General features: G+C 60.9%; 14 protein-coding genes. 6 read left to right on the top strand and 8 right to left on the bottom strand.

Going from position 1 to position 22,204, the window contains the following annotated elements; all coding sequences use genetic code 11:
- The first annotated feature begins 97 nt into the window (after nucleotides 1-97).
- Entirely contained in the window at nucleotides 98-1,054 is a 957-nt protein-coding gene (locus ACMXYI_RS15720) for an alpha/beta hydrolase (RefSeq protein WP_415768015.1), read from the top strand.
- A 269-nt stretch (nucleotides 1,055-1,323) separates the two neighbouring features.
- Here ACMXYI_RS15720 and ACMXYI_RS15725 read toward each other — a convergent pair whose 3' ends face one another.
- From ACMXYI_RS15725 to pvdM, 5 genes are all read right to left on the bottom strand, one after another.
- Nucleotides 1,324-3,801, bottom strand: a complete 2,478-nt coding sequence (locus tag ACMXYI_RS15725) for a TonB-dependent siderophore receptor (RefSeq protein ID WP_415768017.1) — start codon at nucleotides 3,799-3,801, stop codon at nucleotides 1,324-1,326.
- Nucleotides 3,802-4,120: 319 nt separating this feature from the next.
- Nucleotides 4,121-5,770: a cyclic peptide export ABC transporter gene (locus ACMXYI_RS15730; protein WP_415768018.1), complete on the bottom strand. Its 1,650-nt coding sequence runs from the start codon at nucleotides 5,768-5,770 to the stop codon at nucleotides 4,121-4,123.
- Nucleotides 5,771-6,007: 237 nt separating this feature from the next.
- Complete coding sequence (locus ACMXYI_RS15735; RefSeq protein ID WP_415768019.1) at nucleotides 6,008-6,871, bottom strand: dihydropyoverdine dehydrogenase; 864 nt, start codon at nucleotides 6,869-6,871, stop codon at nucleotides 6,008-6,010.
- A gap of 22 nt (nucleotides 6,872-6,893) precedes the next feature.
- Nucleotides 6,894-8,174, bottom strand: coding sequence for an aminotransferase class V-fold PLP-dependent enzyme (locus ACMXYI_RS15740; protein ID WP_415768020.1), 1,281 nt, complete (start codon nucleotides 8,172-8,174; stop codon nucleotides 6,894-6,896).
- Nucleotides 8,175-8,204: 30 nt separating this feature from the next.
- The gene (pvdM, locus tag ACMXYI_RS15745) at nucleotides 8,205-9,554 is read right to left on the bottom strand and encodes a pyoverdine-tailoring dipeptidase-like protein PvdM (protein ID WP_415757287.1); all 1,350 of its coding nucleotides are present in this window, start codon (nucleotides 9,552-9,554) and stop codon (nucleotides 8,205-8,207) included.
- 301 nt (nucleotides 9,555-9,855) lie between these two features.
- Between pvdM and ACMXYI_RS15750 the strand changes: the two genes are divergently transcribed.
- Nucleotides 9,856-11,475, top strand: coding sequence for a pyoverdine maturation tyrosinase PvdP (locus tag ACMXYI_RS15750; RefSeq protein ID WP_415768021.1), 1,620 nt, complete (start codon nucleotides 9,856-9,858; stop codon nucleotides 11,473-11,475).
- 112 nt (nucleotides 11,476-11,587) lie between these two features.
- Here ACMXYI_RS15750 and ACMXYI_RS15755 read toward each other — a convergent pair whose 3' ends face one another.
- From ACMXYI_RS15755 to ACMXYI_RS15765, 3 genes are read right to left on the bottom strand one after another with little or no spacing between them, the layout of a single operon-like run.
- A complete protein-coding gene (locus ACMXYI_RS15755) occupies nucleotides 11,588-12,982 on the bottom strand; it encodes an efflux transporter outer membrane subunit (protein ID WP_415768022.1) in 1,395 nt (464 codons plus the stop codon).
- A 7-nt stretch (nucleotides 12,983-12,989) separates the two neighbouring features.
- Entirely contained in the window at nucleotides 12,990-14,963 is a 1,974-nt protein-coding gene (locus ACMXYI_RS15760) for a MacB family efflux pump subunit (protein ID WP_415768023.1), read from the bottom strand.
- Nucleotides 14,964-16,136, bottom strand: a complete 1,173-nt coding sequence (locus ACMXYI_RS15765) for an efflux RND transporter periplasmic adaptor subunit (protein WP_415768024.1) — start codon at nucleotides 16,134-16,136, stop codon at nucleotides 14,964-14,966.
- Between the two features lie 294 nt (nucleotides 16,137-16,430).
- Between ACMXYI_RS15765 and ACMXYI_RS15770 the strand changes: the two genes are divergently transcribed.
- The 4 genes from ACMXYI_RS15770 to ACMXYI_RS15785 all read left to right on the top strand — a co-directional run bounded on the left by ACMXYI_RS15770 (nucleotide 16,431) and on the right by ACMXYI_RS15785 (nucleotide 22,109).
- Nucleotides 16,431-16,913, top strand: a complete 483-nt coding sequence (locus ACMXYI_RS15770; protein ID WP_046048427.1) for a sigma-70 family RNA polymerase sigma factor — start codon at nucleotides 16,431-16,433, stop codon at nucleotides 16,911-16,913.
- Between the two features lie 145 nt (nucleotides 16,914-17,058).
- On the top strand, nucleotides 17,059-18,396 hold the full coding sequence (locus tag ACMXYI_RS15775) for a lysine N(6)-hydroxylase/L-ornithine N(5)-oxygenase family protein (RefSeq protein ID WP_415768025.1): 1,338 nt from the start codon (nucleotides 17,059-17,061) through the stop codon (nucleotides 18,394-18,396).
- Nucleotides 18,397-18,898: 502 nt separating this feature from the next.
- The gene (mgtA, locus tag ACMXYI_RS15780; RefSeq protein WP_415768026.1) at nucleotides 18,899-21,601 is read left to right on the top strand and encodes a magnesium-translocating P-type ATPase; all 2,703 of its coding nucleotides are present in this window, start codon (nucleotides 18,899-18,901) and stop codon (nucleotides 21,599-21,601) included.
- A 94-nt stretch (nucleotides 21,602-21,695) separates the two neighbouring features.
- Nucleotides 21,696-22,109: a response regulator gene (locus ACMXYI_RS15785; protein ID WP_415768027.1), complete on the top strand. Its 414-nt coding sequence runs from the start codon at nucleotides 21,696-21,698 to the stop codon at nucleotides 22,107-22,109.
- Nucleotides 22,110-22,204 lie beyond the last annotated feature (95 nt).

Raw genomic sequence — 22,204 nt, forward strand, 5'->3', positions numbered from 1 at the left:
CAAAAGATCGCAGCCTCGTTTCACTCGACAGCTCCTACAAAAGCACCGCCCGTTTCAAGATTTTGTATTGACCTATTTGTGTAGAAGGATTCGTACCATGGCTGTGTTGCCAGAACTTGAAGCTTTTCTAGAACTCGCCGAGTTCGGCCGGATGACCGGCAAAAGTTGCGCGATGCATGAACAGTCGCCACAACAGGCGCGGCTCGATTTCGAAGCGTCATCGGGGTTTCTCGATGTGCCGTTGGACAGCGTTGCCTGCGAGGACTTCACCATCGCCGCACGAGATGGCCACAGCCTGTCGGCAAGGGTGTATCGCGATGGGCAAACGGTCGATGGGCTGCAACCGGTGGTGTTGTATTTCCATGGCGGCGGCTACGTGGTCGGCAGTCTCGATTCCCATGATTCGCTGTGCCGGCGGCTGGCCTCCCAAGGCGGTTTTGCCTTGTTGACGGTGGATTATCGTCTGGCGCCGGAGTGGCGGTTCCCGACGCCGGTGCAGGATGCCTGCGATGCGGGCAACTGGCTGGTTCGCGAGGGCGCGGCGCGTGGTCTGGACGCAACGCGAGTGACCGTGGCCGGTGACAGCGTGGGGGCGACGCTGGCGACGGTGTTGTCGATCATGGCGGTGCATGAACCTGAGGAACTGGCGTTGAAACCCAAGGCGCAGTTGCTGATTTACCCAGTGACGGATGCCACGACCAAGCGCGCGTCGCATCGGGATTTTGCCGAGGGTTATTTGCTGGAGACGCCGACGCTGGATTGGTTCTATGCGCATTACGGGCGCACGCCGCAAGACCTGGCGGATTGGCGGTGTTCGCCGTTGCTGGCAGAGGATCTGTCGGGTGTGGCGCCGGCGTTGGTGTATTTGGCCGGGCATGATCCGTTGCATGACGAAGGGTTGGCGTATGCCGAGCGGCTGCGTGTTGCCGGGAATGAGGTGACGTTGCTGGAACAGCCTGGCATGACCCATGACTTTTTGCGTATGGCGGGGTTGTTGAGCGAAGTAGAAAGGATTCATGCGGAAGTGGCAGAGTGGGTGCGTTCGCGGTTGTAAGTTGAATTGACGAAAACCGCCATCTCTTTGAAAGGGGGATGGCGGTTTTTTTGTGCCTGGTGCTGGGATTTTTGGTGTGGCAACTATTGTCATCGCGGGCAAGCCCGCTCCCACAGGGATCTATGTTGACCACATGACTTGAGCACGACTCAAAAAACTGTGGGAGCGGGCTTGCCCGCGATGGCGGCATCAAAGTCGACACAAATCTCACAGCCATAAAAAATGCCCGCATCTCGCGATACGGGCATTTTTCATTTCAGCTCAGCCACTCAGAAATCATACTTTGCAGTGATCTGCAGGTTACGGGGCTCGCCGTAGAACGTGGTGCCGAAGTTGCCCAGGCCGGTCAGGTACTTCTTGTCGAAGACGTTGTTGGCATTGGCGGTGAAGCTCAGGTGTTCGTCGTACTGATAACGGGTCATCAGGTCCACGAGGGTGTAGCCACCTTGCTTGAGCAGGGTGCTGCCGCCCTCGCCACCGCCCACGTTGGGGCTGTAGCTCTGGCCGTAAAAAGCGCTCTGCCAGCTGATGCCGCCACCGACGGTGAACTGGTCCAGCGCGCCGGGCAGACGGTAGGTGGTGAACGTACGAATCACGTGTTCCGGTTTGCTGGTGGCCAGCGGGAAACCGAAGATGCGCTGTTCGTCCTTGTCACGGGTGCGGGCGTAGGTGTAGCCGGCAGACACGTTCCAGTCCTGAGCCAGTTCGCCGGCCAGTTCCAGTTCCACACCATTGGTGGTGGCGCCGTCGGTGGCTTTGAAAATGCCATCGCCCGTATTCAAATCGGTGCCGATCGATTGAGCGACGTTGTCCTGCTCAATGCGGAAGAATGCCAGGCTGGCGTTCAGTTTGCCTTCGAAGTAGGCCGCTTTCAGGCCGGTTTCGTAGCTGTCGCCTTCGACCGGTGCCAGGGTCGAACCGTTGATGTCCTTGTTGATCTGAGGCTGGTAGATCTTGGTGTAGCTGGCGTAGACCGAGTAGGTATCGTTCAGGTCATAGACCACACCGGCGTAAGGCGTGACAACGCCGTGTTCCTTGTAGCTGGCGTGACTGTCGGTGAGGGTGCCGCCCGGGTAGTAGGAGTAATCCTCGTTGTACTTGAAGGTGCTCAGACGGCTGCCGAGGATGAACGACAGGTCGTCGGTCGGACGCAGACGCGTGGCCAGGTAAAGACCGTTCTGGCTCTGGGTGCGCTCGTATTTGCCGTTTTTCGGGAAGTCCTGTTTCGGCAGGCTGCCGTTCCAGTCATAGATGCTGCCCGGCACCAGCTCGAAGGCGCTGGTGTCGTACGTTGCGCCGGTCTGGCGCGAGTGGGACGCCATGAAGCCGGCCACCAGTTCGTGCTCGCGACCGCCCAGGGTGAACGGTCCGGAGACGTTCACGTCAGCCGTGTTCTGCACGCGATGACCTTCCCAGCGACCCCAGTAAAGGAAATTGCCTTCACCCGTGGCGCGATCCGCGTAACCACCGCTGGCCGAGGCCAGTTGGGTATCGTGATCGGTGGTTTTCTGGTCGAAACTGGCCTTGAATTTCCAGTCATTGGCCAGTGCTTGTTCCAGCGACGAGAAGTAGGTGACGCTGTCGAAATCACGACGGCTCCAGTCGGCGCCGGGGTTGAAACTGCGAGAGAAGTCGGTACGGCCGCCGTCGGTGAAGTACGGCGAGTTACCGGTCCAGGAGCTGCCGCGCGGGGTGGCACTGGACTTGTCGACACCCAGGGTCAACAGGGTATCGTCCGTCAGGTCGGCTTCGAGGATGCCGTAGAACAGGTCTTTTTTCTGGCTGTAGTGGTCGATGTACGAATCTTTGTCCTGCAAAGCGCCGACGAAGCGGCCGCGCACGCTGCCGGAATCATTCAGCGAACCGGAGATGTCGCCTTCGGTGCGGTAGTTGTCCCAGTAACCGGCGGTGGCGCTGACCGAAGCCTTGAAGTCCTTGGTCGGCTTCTTGCGCACCAGGTTGACGGTGGCGGACGGGTCGCCTGAGCCGGTCATCAGTCCGGTAGCGCCTTTGATGACTTCGACGCGATCGAGGCTGGCGGCGTCGTCGCTGTTGTTGGGGTTTTCACCGTAAACGCCGTCGTACGGGAGGTTGATGCCATCGTACTGGAAGTTGGTGATGGCGAAGCCACGGGCGGAAAACTCGGTACGGTCACTGTCGTACTTCTGCGTCGTGACGCCGGGGGTATTGCGCAATACGTCGCCGACGCTCTTGGCGCCGCGATCGTCCATTTGCTGACGCGTCACCACGGTCACCGATTGCGGTGTTTCACGAAGGGTCAGCGGCAGTTTGGTCGCGGTGGTGGTGGCGCCGGTGGTATAGGAACCGGTGTCTTCAGTGGTCAGGCCCAAGGCCTGGCCGGAAATGGTGGTCGCGCCCAGTTGCAGGCTCGAGCCGCCGCCGGACACCAGCGTGACGGTGTTGCCGCTGATCTGGAACGAAATGCCGGTGCCTTTCAGCAGGGCGGCGAGGGCGTCGGACGGTTCCAGGGAACCGGACACCGCGCGAGACTTGATCCCTGCAACCTGATCCGGGCTGTAGAGGATTTGCAGATTGGTCTGCATGCCCAGTTCAGTCAGCGCGCTGGAAAGCGATTGACCTGCAATGTTCACTTTTACAGGTGCAGCATTGGCCATCGAGCTCCCCAGCAAGGTGGCGGTCAGCAATACGCTAGTGAACAGGGTGCGATGCAAAGTCGGGCGCTGTACGGCTAGCGCGAGAGGTGTGCGGCGTGTTTGAGGTCGCATTACTTACCTGAGCTCCTGAAAAAGTGTTGTGCAGAGTTTTTGTTAATAGAAATGATTATTAGACGCAGCACGAACGTAAAACCGGAAAGAAACCGGGAAAATAAATTCATGAAAGTGGAATTAGAGGGAAATGCCGGTTAGTTAAGCCGCAACGCGGTCTGTAGCAGCTGGCGAAGCCTGCGTTCGGCTGCGCAGCAGTCGTAAAATCAGAACACGCGGTGCATCAGGTAGACCTCTCGAGCCGAGTTGACGACTGCTGCGCAGCCGAACGCAGGCTGCGCCAGCTGCTACAAGGAATGGGTTGGTCTCGAGGATTCTGTCAGGCGGGGGCTAGTTCGGTGACAACCCGTCCACTTTCCATGCGCACCAGTTGGTCCGCCACGTCGAAGTAACGGTCATCGTGGGAAATCACGATGATGGTCTTGCCCAGACGTTTAAGGTCCGGCAGCAGCTCGGTGTAGAAAATCCGGCGGAAGGTGGGGTCCTGATCGGCCGCCCATTCATCGAACACCAGCACCGGACGTTCCTCCAGCCAGGCATTGACCAGGGCCAGGCGTTTGCGCTGGCCGGTGGAGAGGTCGGTGGTGGTGAAGTTGCCGTCCTTGACGCTGACCTTGTGCGCGATCTCCAGCCGTTGCAGGTATTTGTTGGCGTCTTCGGGGATGTGCGTATCGCCCTGGACCACGTCATCGAACAGGTAATAGTCGGCAAAAATGGTGGTAAACAACTGGCGATAGTCATCACGGTTAGCGGCGTCGATCACTTCGCCGTTGACGTGGATTGCACCCTGTTGAGGTGTGTACAGACCCAGCAGCAGTTTGATCAACGTGGTCTTGCCGCAACCGTTCTCGCCGACAATAAAGGTGATGTCGCCTTGCTTGATCGTCAGGTTCACCGGCCCGAGCTGGAAAGGTGCAGCGCCTTCGGCCGCCGGGAAGCTGAAACGCACATCGGCCAGTTTCAGTTCGTGCACCGCTTGCTTGACGTTGCCTTTATCGCTGAGCAGCAGATGAGGTTCCGGGGTGGAAAACTGCTCCGACAATTCGGCGATGCGGCGGAAGGCGATCTGCGCGCGGCTGACGATGGGCAGGGTGCTGATCAAATGCTCCAGCGGGCCTTTCATATAAAGCAGCACCAGCACAAAGCCGCTCATCACGGTTTTGTCGGCACTCGGCCAGAAGGTTTGCAGGGCCAGGGCCAGGCCGATGACCACGAAGAACAGCATCGAGCCGAAGGTCTTGGCGATCACGAAGGTGTTGATCGAACGCACCTGGGTGTTGCAGATGAACTCGGCTGTGGCCTTGATGCCCGAGACGAACATGCGCTGGCGGCGTGGACGATGAATGCGCAGTTCCTTGGCGCCTTCGGCAATCGCGTTGTAGTGCTTTTGCAGTTCATCTTCGGCCTCACGGGCGGCCATGAAACCCTGCACCCCTTTGCTCTGGGCGTAGGCCTGAATGGCGGTGCCGATCAGGATGGCGGCGATCATGATCAGGAACATCGGCCACGACAGAATGGCCAGGTAGCCCATGCAGCCGAGGGTCACGGTGACGGAAATCGCCAGCGGCGCGAAGGCGAAAGCGAAGTCGCTGATGGTGTCGACGTCGTGGGTCAGCACCGGGATCAGACGGTGGCTGCGATAGCGCTCGATCTGTTCAATCGGCGCCGACAGGACTTTCTCGCCCAGCTGTTTACGCAGCTTGGCGATGATGTGCTGGCCGACATAGTTGGTGCCGATGTCCGAGCAGATCGAACTGGCCAGCGCCAGCAGGCACAGGCCGGCGAACAGGGCGACGACGCCCTGGGTCAGGCCGGTGTCCGAATGCAGGGCGTTGTTGATGGTCGCCAGCAATACCGTGACGCTCAGGCCGCCGACCATGCCCAGGAAAATGGACGCGGCGACGATGAGCCGAAAGGGTTTCAACAGGGCGAACAATTCGCCGATGGCGCCACGGGTAGGCTGGGTCATGGAAGACAGTTCCTTGGGTCGTGAAGGCAGATACCCAGTAGAACGTCTGGTGGGGGGCTTAATTTAGCGGGGGGGCGACTGGTGGTGATCCGATAATAACTGCGTGCCTGTTGATCGTTCCCACGCTCCGCGTGGGAATGCCGCCAGGGACGCTCCGCGTTCCGCTGGTGAATGTGACGCAGAGCGTCACGGGATGCATTCCCACGCGGAGCGTGGGAACGATCAACACCAGAAAGCTTACAGGTCACGCACGATGCGGAAGCCCATCCAGTCGCCACGCTCTTGCGGGTACTGGCTGTTGCGGTTGCCGGAGCGGGAGAACACCGGCGCTTCACCCCAGTCGTTGCCGCGAATCCGCACGGCTTCGCATTTGGGCTCGACCCAGGCGCTGCCATCGGTGGGGGCACCGACGTAGTCCGGGTGTTCGCAGTCTTCTACCCATTCGTAAACGTTGCCATGCATGTCGTACATGCCGAAGGCGTTCGGCGGGTAGCTGCCCACTGGCGAGCTGAAGCTGTAACCATCCGCCGGGCCATAGGTGTTGGCGTGTTTGCTGATGCTGTATTCCTTGCCCTCATCGAACGGGAAGGGGAACGGCCCTTTGCTGCCGCCGCGTGCGGCATATTCGCGTTGGGCCTCGCTGACCATGCGGTACGTCTGCCCGGTCTTTTTCGACAGCCAGGCGACGTAGTTTTTCACGTCGTCGAAGTTCATGCACACCGCTGGCTGGCGCGGACTTTGCGGATAACGCGGCTTGCTGGCGACGCACTCGCGACCCGGCCGGGTGTCGCCGTTGGCGATGGTCACGCCACTCTCGCGCACGTAGCTCTCCCATTCACCGGCGGTGACCTGGAAGCGACTCATGGCGAACGGTTTGGCGAAGGTCACCTCGTGCATCGGACCTTCATCAGGCTCGCGCCCGACTTCGTCGTCCGGCGTACCCATGGTGAAAGTGCCGGCGGGCAGCACGACCATTTCCGGGCAGTCCCGGCAGTCCTTGAACACTTTGCCCGGTTGCGCGGGTGCGGCAGCCTGGGCGGCAGTCGGCAGCAATCCTGCGAGGAGGGCAGTCAGCGCCAGGGTCAGCAGATCTCGGTTCATAAATCATCTCGATTAAAGGAAATCACAGGCTCTTGCTCAACACGCTCATGAAACGATCGATATCGTTTTCGCTGTTGAGCAGGCCGGGGGCGATGCGGATCACCGGGCCGACGTCGCGGTCCACCGAGTCGCAGACCACGCGGTTTTCCATCAGTTGGACGGCGACTTTTTCGCAGTCGCGATCCTTGATCCGGAAGAAGGTAAAACCGGCCGACAGGTCCGGGCTCTTTGGCGTCACCAGTTCGATCTGCGGGTGCTCCAGCAAGCGGTTTTTCGCGTAGGTATTGAGCGCGTGGATGCGCGCCTGCACCTCGGCCTTGCCCAGGTCCAGGTGCAGTTTGAAAGCTTCATTCAGGGCCCAGCGATGTTCGAAGCTGTGATAGCCGCCGGGGGTCATGATGGTCGAGAAGGTGGTGGCTTCGGAGAACGTCGGGATGGTCGGCGTCACGTCCTTGAGCTCGGTCGAACGGGCGCAGATGATCCCGGTACCGCGCGGGCCGAACATCCATTTGTGTGTGCCGGCGATGAAGAAATCGCAGTGCATGTCGGGGAAGTCGAGGTCCTCGACGCCGAAGCCATGGACGCCGTCGACCACATACAGGATGCGGTCCTTTTCTGCGCGGTTGCGGTTCTGCTCATCCACCAGTTTGCCGATCTCGCCGATCGGCAGTTTGACGCCGCTGCCCGATTGCACCCACGTCATGCCGAGCACTCGGGTTTCAGGGCGAATGCCTTTGGCAATCGAGCCCAGCACTTCATCCACGGAAACGCTGTGACTGTGCTCGAACAACTTGAGCTTGCGAACCTTGACCCCGTCCTTTTGCTGGCGGTAAGCCAGGGCATAGTTGGTGGCGTAGTGTTCGTGTTCGCTGGTGAGGATTTCCTGATCGGGGCGCACATGAATGCCGCCGTAGATCAGCGAAAGGCCTTCGGTGGTGCTGCCGGTGAGGGCGATCTGCTCGGGCTTGGCCTTGAGGTAACGGCCGGCCCAGACGCGCACTTCCTGCTCGCGTTTTTCGGTTTCCCCCAAGTCCCAGTCCATGGCCCGACCGGGATTGCGATCGAGGTTGGCGCGGTGCATGTCGATCGCTTCACGCACCGGTCTTGGGTGTGAGGTCACCAGAAAGTTGGCGAAGTGCAGGTAATCCGGGTCCTGATTGAACATCTGGCGTAGTTGCGCCCACTTATCCTTCGGCAGCGGCGCCGGATTGGCGGCCAGCGCCGGCAGGTTCACGGCAGCGCCCAGGGGCAGGCCGGCCGCGAGAATACCGGCCTGCTTGAGGAATGAACGACGGTTGGTCATGAGCTCGGTTCGCTTCTGCAAAAGAGAGAATCAGTTTTTCGCCACAGGCTTGGAGGACTTCTGCACCTGGTCCCAGACCCTCAGGAAGTTGCCGCCCCAGAGCTTGGCGATATCGGCTTCGCCGTAGCCGCGACTGATCAGCTCGGCCGTCACGTTGCGTGCCTCGCTGACGTCTTTCCAGCCGTCCAGGCCGCCGCCGTCGTTGAAGTCGGAACTGATGCCGACGTGGTCGATACCGATTTTCTTCACCGCGTAATCGATCGCGTCGCCGTAGTCCTTGAGCGTGGCCTTGGGCTCCTCGTCGACGATGGCATAGAGCTGACTGGCGTACTCGCCGAAACGTTGCTCGGACCAGACGGTGATCACCGGATCGCCCGGCATCAGCGCCATCTCCAGGCCTTGCAGCGGTTGCAGGTCGAAGCGTGCGCGCAGGGCGTTGAGTTTGTCCTGGGTGGCCTGGCTGAGCGGGCGGATGTAGGTCGGGAAACCGACAATCTGCACCACGCCGCCACTGTTCTTGATCAGCTGCATTTCCTGATCGCTGAGGTTGCGCGGGATATCCACCAATCCGCGTGGTGCCGAGTGGGACGCGACCATTGGCGCACGGCTCAGCTGGGCGACTTGCTCCAGCGCCTTGGTCGACATCTGCGAAACGTCGATGATCACGCCGAGATCGTTGAGGCGGTGCACGGCCTGCTTGCCAATCTCCGAGAGGCCGCCGAGGGCGTCGCGGGAATCGTTGAAAAACGGCAGCGGCCGGGATGAGTCAGCCCAGGCGTTGTTGCCCACGTAGCTGAAGCCGAACATGCGCATGCCGCGGGCCGCCCACTTGTCCAGGGCGTTCAGGTCGTTGCCCAACGGATAGGCGTTGAGCATGCTCATGAAGATCGCGAACTTGCCTTCGCCATGCAGGCGTCGGAAGTCGTCGGGGGTGTAGGCGATGGCAACCTGATTGGGGAAGTCGCGAACCAGGGTGCTGATGATTTTGTAGCGGGTTTCCTGCTCGAACCGTGCTTCGTCGACGAAACCGGCGGTGGGGCGGTGCGGGGCGTTGGCGCCGTTCCAGATTTCCGGCCAGCCAAAGATCGTTAGCGCCGCGCCGGATAAACGTCCGCGTCCGGTCTTGACCAGGTCGAACTGCCCGGTGCCGTCCTTGTCCGCTTCATTGCCGGCGGTGCCGAAGTCCAGCGGGACGGTGACGTGGCTGTCGAAGGAGAGGATTCGCTCGTGCAGCTCATCGGCCTGTTTCATCACCTTGACCGGGTAACCGGGATTGTCCTTGAACCCGTAATCCCAGGCCGCAAAGCCTGCACCGGCGCTGATCGCCAGGGCCAGCGGCAGGCCGATGTAAAGAGCCTTTTTCGAACGTGGTTTTGTCATTGCCGTCTCAGTCAGGTTCGCCGTCGGGGGGCAGGCGCAGGGGGCCTTTGCTATCTGGGAAGAACGAGTGGCCCGTCCAAAAATTTAGGTGTTTGTGCCGGCCTAGTGATCGTTCCCACGCTCTGCGTGGGAATGCAGCCCGGGACGCTCCTCGTCCCATCAAGAGCCGAACGCGGAGCGTCCGTTGAGGCATTCCCACGCAGAGCGTGGGAACGATCTTTCGGGGGCACCATAAATTTGTAGCGGCAACAAACGTTCTAGCTTGGATAAAGCCTGCTTCATGGCTGACACAGGTAGGGCAATGACGATTTCTCGACGATGGTTCATAGCAGGCCTGGCGCTGACCGGCGCCGCCGTGCCTGCGGCTTTTTATGGGCATCGCGAATGGACGAAACCGGATCCGACGATTACTCCCGGCGAAGCTTCGTTCGATGTCGCGGATGTCGCTGGCCAGCACTTGGCGAACACCTTGCGCGGTGTCTGGCAGATTCGTTTCGAGGGGCCTGACGCCGGCATCGAAGGCCTGCCACGGAACGGGCTGGAGGTGTTTCTCGACATCGGTCACAAAGGTCGCGGCCTGAGCGGGTTCCTCGACACCGCCGAACGTTTGCGTTCGAGCGAGGTGCCGCGTTACCGGGTACTCGGCGATTTGGCCGGCGCCAAACCGGCGCAATTGAGCTGGCGACTGCTCAGCGCCAGCGGCACAGCGGATTACGAATTCAGCATGGCGCTGGACGAAGTCTGGGCCGGTTTCGGCAACGCTGGCAGCGGCACCCTCAGTGGTCGCGTGTTGAATCTGGACCGTCCGCTGATGCTGACGGCGCAGGACAACCGCTTCATTGCCGTCAAGCGCGTATTCCCCGAAGCCCGCGAGCGCACTGGTCTCAATCCGACGTTGCTGGCCTGGCTGGTGTCGCCCGAGCATCGGCTGTTTCACCAGCTCTGGCATGCCTCCCGGGACAAATGGCACACCCTGTCCGAAGACAAGCGCAGTGCCCTGCGCGGCATTGGCTGGCAGCCTGGCCCGCGAGACAAGGAGCGTGATGCCCGTGGCGCGCGCAAAGATCGTAACGGCTCGGGTGTGGATTTCTTCTTCATGCACCGGCACATGCTCGGCAAGGCGCGCGCTCTGCAGGACTTGCCGTCCTGGCAGCATTTCCCGCTGCCGCAGCCGGAACTGGCGCGGGATCGTGTCGGGTTCGCCCGTTATTTCGACAACCACGACGGCACCGCGCTGCCGCCGACCTGGCTGGCCGACGACGATGCCGAGTACTCGCAATGGGTCAGCGACATCAAGACCGCCGAGACCTACCACAGCAATTTCCAGGTCTGGGAGTCGCAGTACCGCGATCCGCGTTATCTATCGAAATTGACCTTGGGTCAGTTCGGTTCAGAGGTGGAGCTGGGGCTGCACGACTGGCTGCACATGCGTTGGGCCTCGGTGCCGCGTGATCCGTCCAACGGTCAACCCGTGCCGTTTGCCCGGGATCCGGCGGACTTTTCTGCACGCTGGTATGCGCCGGAAAATGACTTCCTCGGCGACCCGTTTTCGTCCCATGTGAACCCGGTGTTCTGGCATTTTCACGGCTGGATCGACGATCGTCTGGAAGACTGGTTCCGTGCGCACGAGCGCTTTCATCCGGGGGAGGTCAGTCGGCTTGAGGTCAATGGCGTGGCGTGGTTTGCGCCCGGGCGTTGGGTCGAGATCGACGACCCGTGGCTCGGCCCGAGCACCCATGGCTGCAGCACCACGCCGGGGTTACAGGCCGGCAAGTCGGTGGAGATGGACCCGGAAACCATGAAGCTGGCGTTGCGGATTACCTTCGGTGATGACGAGAAGAAACTGGCGGATCTGTTCCGCAAGGTGCCGCAGCGGCCTTGGTATGCAAGGCATTTGAAGGCTAAACCAATCTCTACCTGATCGTTCCCACGCTCTGCGTGGGAATGCCTCAAAGGACGCTCCGCGTTCGGCTCTCGATGGGACGCAGAGCGTCCCGGGCTGCATTCCCACGCGGAGCGTGGGAACGTTCAAACTACAAAGTCTGCCACCCTCCGCCAAGTGCCTTGTACAACGCAATACTCGCCTGCAACCGCGACAACCGCAGTTGCACATTCAAATCCTGCGCCGCATACAGCGTGCGCTGTGTCTCCAGCACCGTCAGCAAATCCTCGGCCCCGGCCTGATAACGGCTTTGCGCGATGTTGAACGCGGTCTGCGCCTGGTTCAGCTCTTCACCTTGCCACTGCCGCTGTTCGTCCAGTCCGCGAATGCTGTTCAACGCTTTTTCCACGTCGGCGAAGCCATTGATGATCGCCCCGCGATACGTCTCCAGCAGTTCTTCCTGACGGGCCGTGGCCTTGTCGCGCTCGGCGCTCAGGCGACCATTGTTGAAGACCGGTGCGAGCAGTCCGGCGGTGAGGTTGTAGAAGGGATTGCGCAGGATGTCGGCGGCGCGGTCGGCACCGGAGCCGATTTCTGCGCTCAGGGTTACGGCCGGCAGCATGGCGGCACGGGCGACGGTGACGTCGGCTTGTGCGGCGGCCAATTGCGCTTCGGCGCGGGCGATGTCCGGGCGACGGCTGATCAGCTCGCTGGGCAGGCCAGCGCCAATGGTTGGCCATGACAGTTGATCAAAGCGTTCCTGACCCAAAGACAACTCCTGCACCGGCCGGCCGAGCAGGGCGGCAAGGCTGATCTGTGCGTCCTGAGCCTGTTGCTGCACCAGCGGCAATTGTCGCTGTTGCGCGGCGACCAGGCTCTTCTGCTGCGCCAGTTCCAAAGCCGTCGCCGAGCCTGAGTCAAAACGCGTCTGCACCAGTTTCAATACATTTTGCGCGTTCGCCAGATTCAACTCGGCGATGCGACTTTGCTCACGCAACGACAAGCTTTGCGCGTAGCTGTTGGCGACGCTGCTGAGCAGCGTCAACTCCACCGTCGCCTGATCGAATTCGCTGGCCTGCAAGCCGAATTGCGCACTGTCGCGGGAGGCGCGTTGGCCGCCCCAGAAGTCGATTTCGTAAGTGGCGGTGAGGTTGGCGTTAAAGTAATCGACGGCCTTGTTATCGCCATCGGCATCGAGCTGGCTGTAGCCGTTGCCGCGCAATAGTTTCTGCCGATTGGCGTTCAGGCCGGCCTTGACCTCCGGCAGCAGCGAGCCGCCGGCAATCACGGTGTCGGCTTGCGCTTGACGCACCCGAGCGATGGCGGCGGCCAGGTCGTAACTGCCGACCCGGGCCTGTTCGATCAGGCGATCAAGCTCCGGGCTGCCGAACTGCGTCCACCATTGCAGGTTGCTGCGGGTAGCGCTTTGAGTGTGTGGCGATTGCCAGGCGGCGGGCGGCTGGAGGCCGCTGTCCGGGCGCTGGGCGGGAGTGCCACAGGCGCCGAGCAACAGGCATAGGGTCAGCAGGCTGAGTTGCGGCTTCATGGATAGATCATTCACTGGTAAGGGCCGTGACCGGGTCGAGTCGGGCAGCTTTGCGGGCCGGCATGAAGCCGAAGACAACACCGGTGACCAGGGCGCAGCCGAACGCGCCGAGCACCGCTATCAAGGAGAACGCGACGGCGACTTCGCTGAGGATCAGCACGCCGCCGACGATCAGTGCCAGGGCGATCCCGGCGAGCCCGCCGACCACCGAGAGCATCACCGCTTCCGTCAGGAACTGCCGGAGGATGTCCCGTTGGCGGGCGCCGGTGGCCATGCGGATGCCGATCTCGCGGGTGCGTTCGCGCACGGTCATGAGCATGATGTTCATCACACCGATGCCGCCCACCAGCAACGAAATCGCGGCAATCGAGCCGAGCATCAGCGACAGGGTATTTTGCGTGCGTGCCTCGGCCTGGATCATCGCCGCGTTGTTGGTCAGTTCGAAATCCTTCTTGCCGTTGTGAAGGCGCAGCATCAACTGCTCGATAGCTTCTTCGGTCTCTTTGACCTTGCGCGCATCGGCGGCGGCGATGGCTACGTATTCGGGATTGTGGGTGCCGAACAGCCGCACGCTGGCAGCGGAGTAGGGGATGGCGATGCGGTCGTCGCTGTCGGAGTCGCCCGAGCTGGCGCCTTTTTCCGCGAGCACGCCAACCACCTGGAACGGCACGTTCTCGATCAGGATGTACTGGCCGATCGGGTTGGCGACGTTCTTGAGCAACTTGGTCCGCACCTTGTGACCGATGACTGCGACGGCTGCTGCGTTGCGTTCATCTTCCTGGGTGAAGTAGCTGCCTTCCACCACAGGCCAGTTGAAAATCGCCGGGAAATTGGTGTCGTTGCCGCCGACGTAACTCAAGTGGTCGAGGTTGCCGAAACGCACCCCGGCCTCCTGGCCGTTGACCGGCATGATCCGTGTCACTTGCGGCAGGCTTCCCACCGCCGCGACGTCATCCAGGGTGACGATGCCTAGCGGTGTTCGCGGGTTTGGCGACGAGCCGCTGAGGTAAATGATGTTGGAACCGAACGCGCCCATTTGTGCCATCACCTGACGCTTGCTGCCTTCACCGACGGCCAGCATGACCACCACCGACGCCACGCCGATGATGATCCCGAGCAACGTCAGTGCGGTGCGAAAGCGGTTGATCCACATCACCCGCCACGCGGCTTGCACCGCATCGACCAGTTCGCCTTTCCAGGCCTCGGTGACTTCGGCGCCTTCGGTGAGGCGCTTGCGCAAGTCCACCGCTTGCAGCGCGCCAGGGTTGGCCGAGGTCTGTGCTTCGGGATTGTCCCGGGCGCTGTCGCTGATGATCAGCCCGTCGCGAATTTCGATGATGCGTTTGGCCCGGGCCGCGACTTCGCGGTCGTGGGTGATGAGGATCACTACATGGCCCTGGCTTGCCAGTTCATCGAGCAGGGTCATGACCTCGGCACCACTGTGGCTGTCGAGGGCGCCGGTGGGTTCGTCGGCGAGGATGATGTGGCCGCCGTTCATCAAGGCGCGGGCGATGGACACCCGTTGTTGCTGGCCGCCGGAGAGCTGATGCGGACGATTTCCGGTGCGCGAGGCCAGGCCGAGACGGTCGAGCAGGGCGGCTGCGCGGGCGTGGCGTTCGGCGGCCGGAGTGCCGGCGTAGATGGCCGGCATCTCGACGTTTTCCTGGGCCGAGCCGGACGGGATCAGGTGATAACCCTGGAACACAAAGCCGAAGGCTTCGCGGCGCAGCCAGGCCAGTTCGTCGCTGTCGAGAGCGGCGACGTTTTCCCCGGCGAAACGGTATTCGCCCGACGTGGGGCGGTCGAGGCAGCCGAGGATGTTCATCAGCGTCGACTTGCCGGAGCCGGAAGCTCCGACGATCGCCACGAATTCCCCGGCATGGATCGACAGGTCGATGCCGCGCAACACGTGAACTTCCGGTGAATCGCCACCGCCGTAGGCTTTGCGGATGTCGTGCAGGTCGATCAGGGGCGTCAGCATTCAGCCGCCACTCCCGTCGGCCGGGCCGATCAATAGGTGATCGCCTTCCTGCAAGCCATCGAGGATCTGCACCCGCAGGCGATCGCTGATGCCGGTGCGCACGTCGCGCTGTTCGATGCGGCCATTTTTGGCGACGACCTGCGCGGTCTGATTGTCGATTTGAGTGCCGGCTTGCAGGGCTGCGATGGGCGCGGTGAGGACGTTTTTCGCCTGCTCGGCGACGAAGAAGACTTGCGTGGTCATTTCCGCCATCAGCGCGTTGTCGGCGTTGTCGACGTCGAGCAATACGGTGTACAGCACCACGCGGGCGCTGCCGCTTTTGCTCGAACTGGCCGGGCTGCCGCCGCCCTGGCTGGTCTGGTCCAGCGGCTTGGGCGGCACCGGCAGAATTTGCCGCACGATGCTGTTCCAGCGACGGTTGCCGCCGCTGAGGGTGGTGAACCAGGCCGTCATACCGGGTTTGACGTGACCGATGTCGGCTTCCGACACTTCGGCCCAGACGGTCATCGGCGACAACTTGGCGATGCGCAGAATCAGTGGTGTCTGCTGCTGGGCGTTGAGGGTCTGGCCTTCGCGGGCGTCGAGCGCGACGACGGTTCCGCTCATGGGCGCATAGATGCGGGTGTAACCGAGTTCCGCCTGATCACTGCGCAGGCTGGCCTGGGCCTGGCGGATCTGCGCCTGGAACATGTCGATACGGGCCTGGGTGGCGCGCAGTTCGGCCTCGGCGGTTTGCACGTCTTCTTCGCGGGTGGCGCCACCGGCCTTGAGGTTTTGCTGGCGCTGGAATTTCTGCCGGGCGAGGTCGTGCTGCGCCCGTTGTTCCTGCAGCTGTGCCTTGAGGTTTTCGATGGAGAAACGCCCGGCATCGAGTTTGGCTTGTTGCGTGGACGGATCGATTTCCACCAGTAACTGGCCTTCCTTGACTCCATCGCCGACTTCCACGTGGATCTTGTGGATCTGCCCGGACGCTTGGGCACCGACGTCGACATAACGTCGAGGTTGCAGGGTGCCCAAGGCCGTGACGCTGCTTTCGATGTCGGCACGGGTGACCTGAACGGTGGCGAACTGGTCGCGGCCGGGCGGGATGATCTGCCAGGCGGCGACGGCGATAACGGGGATCAGACAAAGTGCTACAAGCAGGGCGCGTCGGGTCTGTCGGGGACGTTTCATGCAGGGTTCCGGCCAATAGGTGTCGGCCCGTCGTTCAAAGGGACGGGGAGCTGTCCTGTAAACGATGAAGGCAGCGTGGAATTTAGCCGCAGACATATGGCGTAACACCAGGTGAAGGGGGTGTGCAGGTGCTCGAGCAGGACTATTTGTCAGGCAAGGTGAAGCAATACTTTAAATCTATATGAGAATTACTATAAATTACGCGCCTCGAACTGCCACTATCGTGCCACTGCCTATTTCGGCGGTCGCCGGTCTGGCTCAAGGACAGAAACCGCACCCCTGCGGTCGGGAGTCATGTTGGAAAACTACTATCGCGAGCTGGTGTGTTTTTTGAACGCCAAGCTGGGCAACCGCCAGGTGGCCGAAGATGTGGTGCATGACGCTTATCTGCGGGTATTGGAGCGGTCCAGCGACACACCGATCGAGCAGCCTCGGGCGTTTCTGTATCGCACCGCGCTCAACCTGGTGATCGACGACCATCGGCGCAATGCCCTGCGTCAGGTCGAATCCCTGGAAGTGCTCGACAACGAAGAGCGCTACTTCACCCCATCCCCTCATCACAGCCTCGATCACGGTCAACGCCTGGAGATGCTCCAGCGTGCATTGGCGGAATTGCCACGGTTGTGCCGCGAGAGTTTCCTGCTGCGCAAAATCGATGGCCTGTCGCACCCGGAGATCGCCGAACACCTCGGTATTTCTCGCGCGTTGGTGGAGAAGCACATCGTCAATGCAATGAAGCATTGCCGGGTGCGGATGCTGCAATGGGATGCCCATTGATCCGACCCGATCAATCAAGCTGCATTAAATTTTTTTTCATTGTCCTCGTTCCCTTCAACAGACGATCTGCTGTCCTGCTCAAGGCCGGTCAGGTCACTTAGGCTTACTCCCGCTGCTTCGGGGGTTCATCCAGAGGACACTGGAAATGACACAGGCAATTGCATCGCCCATCGTTCACGACCTGATCGGCGTCGGTTTCGGCCCTTCGAACCTGGCGCTGGCCATCGCTCTGCAAGAACGCGGGCCGAGCCAGGGCGAGCTGGATGTTCTGTTTCTCGACAAGCAGGCCGATTACCGCTGGCACGGCAACACCCTGGTGACCCAGAGCGAGTTGCAGATCTCCTTCCTAAAGGACCTGGTAACCCTGCGCAACCCGACCAGCCCGTATTCGTTCGTCAATTACCTCAAGCACCACGGCCGTCTGGTGGATTTCATCAACCTGGGCACCTTTTATCCGTGCCGCATGGAGTACAACGATTACCTGCGGTGGGTCGCCGGGCAATTTGAAGCGCAGAGCCGCTACGGCGAAGAAGTGCTGACCATCGAGCCGGTGTTGCACAACCAGCAGGTCGAAGCGCTGCGGGTGATCTCGCGCGATACCCAAGGTCAGCAGCATGTTCGCACCGCCCGTTCGGTGGTGGTCAGTGCCGGCGGTACACCGCGCATTCCCGAAGCGTTCAAGGCGCTCAAGGGTGACAGCCGGGTGTTCCACCACTCCCAGTACCTGGCGCAGATGGCCAAACAGCCGTGCGTGAATAACCAGCCGATGAGCATCGCGATCATCGGCGGCGGGCAGAGCGCGGCGGAAGCGTTCATCGATTTGAACGACAGCTTCCCGTCGGTGCAGGTGGACATGATCCTGCGTGGCTCGGCCCTGAAACCGGCGGACGACAGCCCCTTCGTCAACGAAGTGTTCTCGCCGGAGTTCACCGATCTGGTGTTCCAGCAGGCGAGCAGCGAGCGCGAGCGTCTGGTCAACGAGTACCACAACACCAACTATTCGGTGGTGGACATCGACCTGATCGAACGCATCTACGGCATCTTCTATCGCCAGAAAGTCTCGGGCATCGCGCGTCATGCGTTCCGTACCCTGACCACTATCGAAAAAGCCACCGCCACCGAGCGCGGCATCGAGTTGGCCGTGCGCAACAACGCCACCGGCGAAGTCACGGTCCGTCATTACGACGCCGTAGTGCTGGCCACCGGTTACGAGCGCCAGATGCACCGCAAACTGCTGGCGCCGCTGGAGCAGTATCTGGGGGATTTTGAGGTTGATCGCAATTACAAACTGATCACTGATGAGCGCTGCAAGGCCGGCATCTATATGCAGGGCTTCTGCCAGGCGAGCCACGGCTTGAGCGACACCTTGCTGTCGATCCTGCCGATTCGCGCGGATGAGATTGCCGGTTCGTTGTATGACCATGGCAAGGCACGTGGGCATGGGCGGTCGGTGATGGATTTGTTGCTAGCGACTGCCAGCTAAGATTTTTGTCGCCTGTGAGGCCGTCTTCGCGAGCAAGCCCGCTCCCACATTTTGACCTGTGTTCGCAGATCAAATGTGGGAGCGGGCTTGCTCGCGAAGAGGCCCTCAGCACCACTGCAAAACCTGAAAGCTGAACCCTTCCTGAAGAACCCCGCAATTCCCCCGCCACCCACCGTTCCTTCGTTTACTCTCCAGAAATCGGGGCGTAAGCTTCGCGCGTTTTCAATCAATAGCGGAGACCCACAGTGGGTATTTGTTCGAGTGACAGTAGTCGGCCGGTTTCGATAACCGGCACCTTCCCGGCAAGATAACGCGCAACTTTTAGTGCCGTTGTCTCGCCGAAAAGCGAGCAGCGGCATCCCGATCGCGGCCAGTCCTGGTCCGTGTCCCGACGTCCCTCTCATCGACGCTGAACCGTGCGTGATGTTCGACTTGTTGTCGTCATCGCGGCGTATCGACACGCCTGCTCGACGGTTTCCCGGCTGACCCTGGGGGAACTGCCATGAACCTGACCCTGCTCAAAGAATTCTTCGCCGGATTCCTGCGCACTCGCCACATCGCCCGACACTTCCGTCGCCTGGCGCTGCTGGAAAACTTCACCGACACCACGGTCAGCCGCGAGGTGCCGCCCACCCTGGCGCAAACACTGGTGAGTGCTGCCAACAGCGACACCGGCCAACTGCTGAACAACCTTGGCAGCCACACCGATGGCCTGAGCGAGCTCGAAGCCGATGCACTGCGCGTGCAATACGGGCTCAACGAAGTCGAGCACGAACAGCCGCTGCCGTGGTGGACCCACCTGTGGCACTGCTACAAAAACCCGTTCAACCTGCTGCTGACCTTGCTCGCGGTCATCTCCTGGCTGACCGAAGACATGAAAGCCGCCATCGTGATTTTCTCCATGGTGGTGCTCTCGACCTTGCTGCGCTTCTGGCAGGAAACCAAATCCAACCAGGCCGCCGACGCGCTGAAGGCGATGGTCAGCAACACCGCCACGGTGTTGCGTCGGGATGCTGCGCGTACCGAACTGCCGATCAAGCAATTGGTGCCAGGCGACCTGATCGTGCTCTCGGCCGGCGACATGATTCCCGCCGATTGCCGGGTGCTCGGCGCCAAGGATTTGTTCGTCAGCCAGGCCGCGATGACTGGCGAATCGATGCCGGTGGAAAAATTCCGCCGTCAGCAGGACAGTGACACCCGCAACCCGCTGGACCTCGACAACATCCTGTTCATGGGCACCAACGTGGTGTCCGGCACGGCCATGGCGGTGATTCTCACTACCGGCAACAACACTTATTTCGGTGCACTGGCGCAGCGGGTTGGCGCTACGGATCGCGCACCCACTTCATTCCAGACTGGCGTCAACAAAGTCAGCTGGCTGTTGATCCGTTTCATGTTCGTCATGGCGCCGCTGGTGTTGTTCATCAACGGCTTCACCAAGGGCGACTGGACCCAAGCGTTGCTGTTCGCGCTGTCGATTGCCGTGGGCCTGACCCCGGAAATGCTGCCGATGATCGTCACCTCGACCCTGGCCAAGGGTGCGGTGTTCCTGTCGCGCAAAAAAGTCATCGTCAAACGCCTCGACGCGATCCAGAACTTCGGCGCCATGGACGTGCTGTGCACCGACAAGACCGGCACCCTGACTCAGGACAAGATCTTCCTGGCGCGCAATGTCGATGTCTGGGGCAATGATTCCGATGATGTATTGGAAATGGCCTACCTCAACAGCTACTACCAGACTGGCCTGAAAAACCTGCTGGACGTGGCGGTGCTCGAGCATGTGGAAATCCACCGTGAACTGAAAGTCGGCACAGCGTTTCGCAAGGTCGACGAGATCCCGTTCGACTTCACTCGCCGGCGGATGTCGGTGGTGGTCGCCGAGCGCGATCATTCGCACCTGCTGATCTGCAAAGGCGCGGTGGAAGAAGTGCTGGCGGTGTGCACGCGGGTGCGCCATGGCGAGGTCGATGAGGCACTGAGTGTTGAATTGCTGGCGCGGATTCGTCAGGTCACCGCATCGTTCAACGCTGAAGGACTTCGTGTCGTCGCCGTCGCCGCACGGCCAATGATTGAGGGCCGCGATACCTACAGCCTGGCGGATGAGCAGGAACTGACGCTGATTGGTTACGTGGCGTTTCTCGACCCACCCAAGGAAAGCACCGCGCCGGCCCTCAAGGCATTGGCCGCTCACGGCGTGGCCGTGAAAGTGCTGACCGGCGACAACGAACTGGTGACCGCGAAGATTTGCCGCGAAGTCGGCCTGGAGCAGCAAGGCCTGTTGATGGGCAACGACATCGAGCGCATGAGCGACGCCGAACTGGCGGTAGCGGTGGAGACCACCAACGTCTTCGCCAAACTCACCCCGTCGCACAAGGAACGCATCGTGCGTTTGCTCAAGGGCAACGGCCATGTGGTCGGCTTCATGGGCGACGGCATCAACGACGCACCGGCCCTGCGCACCGCCGACATCGGCATTTCGGTGGACAGCGCCGTCGACATCGCCAAGGAAGCAGCGGACATCATCCTGCTGGAGAAAAGCCTGATGGTGCTGGAGGAGGGCGTACTGGAAGGGCGCCGGACCTTCGCCAACATGCTCAAGTACATCAAAATGACCGCCAGCTCGAACTTCGGCAACGTGTTCTCGGTGCTGGTGGCCAGTGCGTTCATCCCGTTCCTGCCGATGCTGCCGATGCACCTGCTGGTGCAGAACCTGCTCTATGACATTTCGCAGATCGCCATCCCGTTCGATAACGTCGACGAGGACATGCTGAAAACACCACAACGCTGGCAGCCGGCGGACGTCGGGCGTTTCATGCTGTTTTTCGGACCGATCAGCTCAATCTTCGACATCTCCACGTTTGCCTTGATGTGGTACGTCTTCGACGCCAATACCCCGGACCATCAAACCCTGTTCCAGTCCGGCTGGTTCGTGGTCGGGCTGCTGACCCAGACCCTGATCGTGCACATGATCCGCACGCCGAAAATCCCGTTCCTGCAAAGCCGCGCAGCGATGCCGCTGATGGTGATGACTGGAATCATCATGGCCGTCGGCATCTTCCTGCCGATGGGCCCGCTGGCGCACTACTTCAAATTGCAGGCGCTGCCGTCGCTGTACTTCGTGTTCCTGCCGGTGATTCTGCTGGCGTACATGGGCCTGACGCAGGCGGTGAAAGGAATTTATATTCGCCGGTTTGGCTGGCAATAAAGCGTGCACATTTAGGAAAAGTCCTACAGAAAGCTCGACGGGTCTTCCGTAGCCTTGCGCCCTCACGAATCTGACACTCTCCTGGGGGCCCACGTTGTCGAACAAAGCCTTACGTATCCTGATCGCCGACGAGTTGCATTTTCACCGCATGAAGGTCGAACGACTGTTCAATCAACTCGACTACTACCGGATAGCACCGGTGCACAGCCTTGAAGAGCTGTTGACCCTGGTCGAATACGGTTGCGAGCCATTTGATCTGGTGGTCATCAATGCCTCGCTGGCGGGCGGAGCGTTGAACCTGTTCGATTTCTTGCTTGATAACCAACAGGTTCATCACGCCTTGATCTATGACGGTCAGCAAGCGCAGTTGCCGCCCATTCCTGCCTGCGTCCAACAGGCGGTCGAGGTGAGCCACGCCACCCTGCCTGATCTGGCGTCCATTGAGCGGCTGATGGCGATCATCGATGCTCGTCTACCGTTCGTCGGCACTGTCATTTCTGTCAGGTAGTTGCGCACGGATTTCCATGCAAAAGTCTTTGCGCAGCCGGTGCGTTCAACCGGGCCGGGCTCATGGGCCTTGGTTGCTCAAACGTCGTGTTTTTT

The organism is Pseudomonas lyxosi (assembly GCF_047758685.1).
Taxonomy (GTDB): domain Bacteria; phylum Pseudomonadota; class Gammaproteobacteria; order Pseudomonadales; family Pseudomonadaceae; genus Aquipseudomonas; species Aquipseudomonas lyxosi.

Excerpts from the sequence above, each read along its gene's own strand:
- ACMXYI_RS15720 (WP_415768015.1), top strand. The coding sequence starts at position 98 with ATGGCTGTGTTGCCAGAACTTGAAGCTTTTCTAGAACTCGCCGAGTTC.
- ACMXYI_RS15725 (WP_415768017.1), bottom strand. The coding sequence starts at position 3,801 with ATGCGACCTCAAACACGCCGCACACCTCTCGCGCTAGCCGTACAGCGC.
- ACMXYI_RS15730 (WP_415768018.1), bottom strand. The coding sequence starts at position 5,770 with ATGACCCAGCCTACCCGTGGCGCCATCGGCGAATTGTTCGCCCTGTTG.
- ACMXYI_RS15735 (WP_415768019.1), bottom strand. The coding sequence starts at position 6,871 with ATGAACCGAGATCTGCTGACCCTGGCGCTGACTGCCCTCCTCGCAGGA.
- ACMXYI_RS15740 (WP_415768020.1), bottom strand. The coding sequence starts at position 8,174 with ATGACCAACCGTCGTTCATTCCTCAAGCAGGCCGGTATTCTCGCGGCC.
- pvdM (WP_415757287.1), bottom strand. The coding sequence starts at position 9,554 with ATGACAAAACCACGTTCGAAAAAGGCTCTTTACATCGGCCTGCCGCTG.
- ACMXYI_RS15750 (WP_415768021.1), top strand. The coding sequence starts at position 9,856 with ATGACGATTTCTCGACGATGGTTCATAGCAGGCCTGGCGCTGACCGGC.
- ACMXYI_RS15755 (WP_415768022.1), bottom strand. The coding sequence starts at position 12,982 with ATGAAGCCGCAACTCAGCCTGCTGACCCTATGCCTGTTGCTCGGCGCC.
- ACMXYI_RS15760 (WP_415768023.1), bottom strand. The coding sequence starts at position 14,963 with ATGCTGACGCCCCTGATCGACCTGCACGACATCCGCAAAGCCTACGGC.
- ACMXYI_RS15765 (WP_415768024.1), bottom strand. The coding sequence starts at position 16,136 with ATGAAACGTCCCCGACAGACCCGACGCGCCCTGCTTGTAGCACTTTGT.
- ACMXYI_RS15770 (WP_046048427.1), top strand. The coding sequence starts at position 16,431 with ATGTTGGAAAACTACTATCGCGAGCTGGTGTGTTTTTTGAACGCCAAG.
- ACMXYI_RS15775 (WP_415768025.1), top strand. The coding sequence starts at position 17,059 with ATGACACAGGCAATTGCATCGCCCATCGTTCACGACCTGATCGGCGTC.
- mgtA (WP_415768026.1), top strand. The coding sequence starts at position 18,899 with ATGAACCTGACCCTGCTCAAAGAATTCTTCGCCGGATTCCTGCGCACT.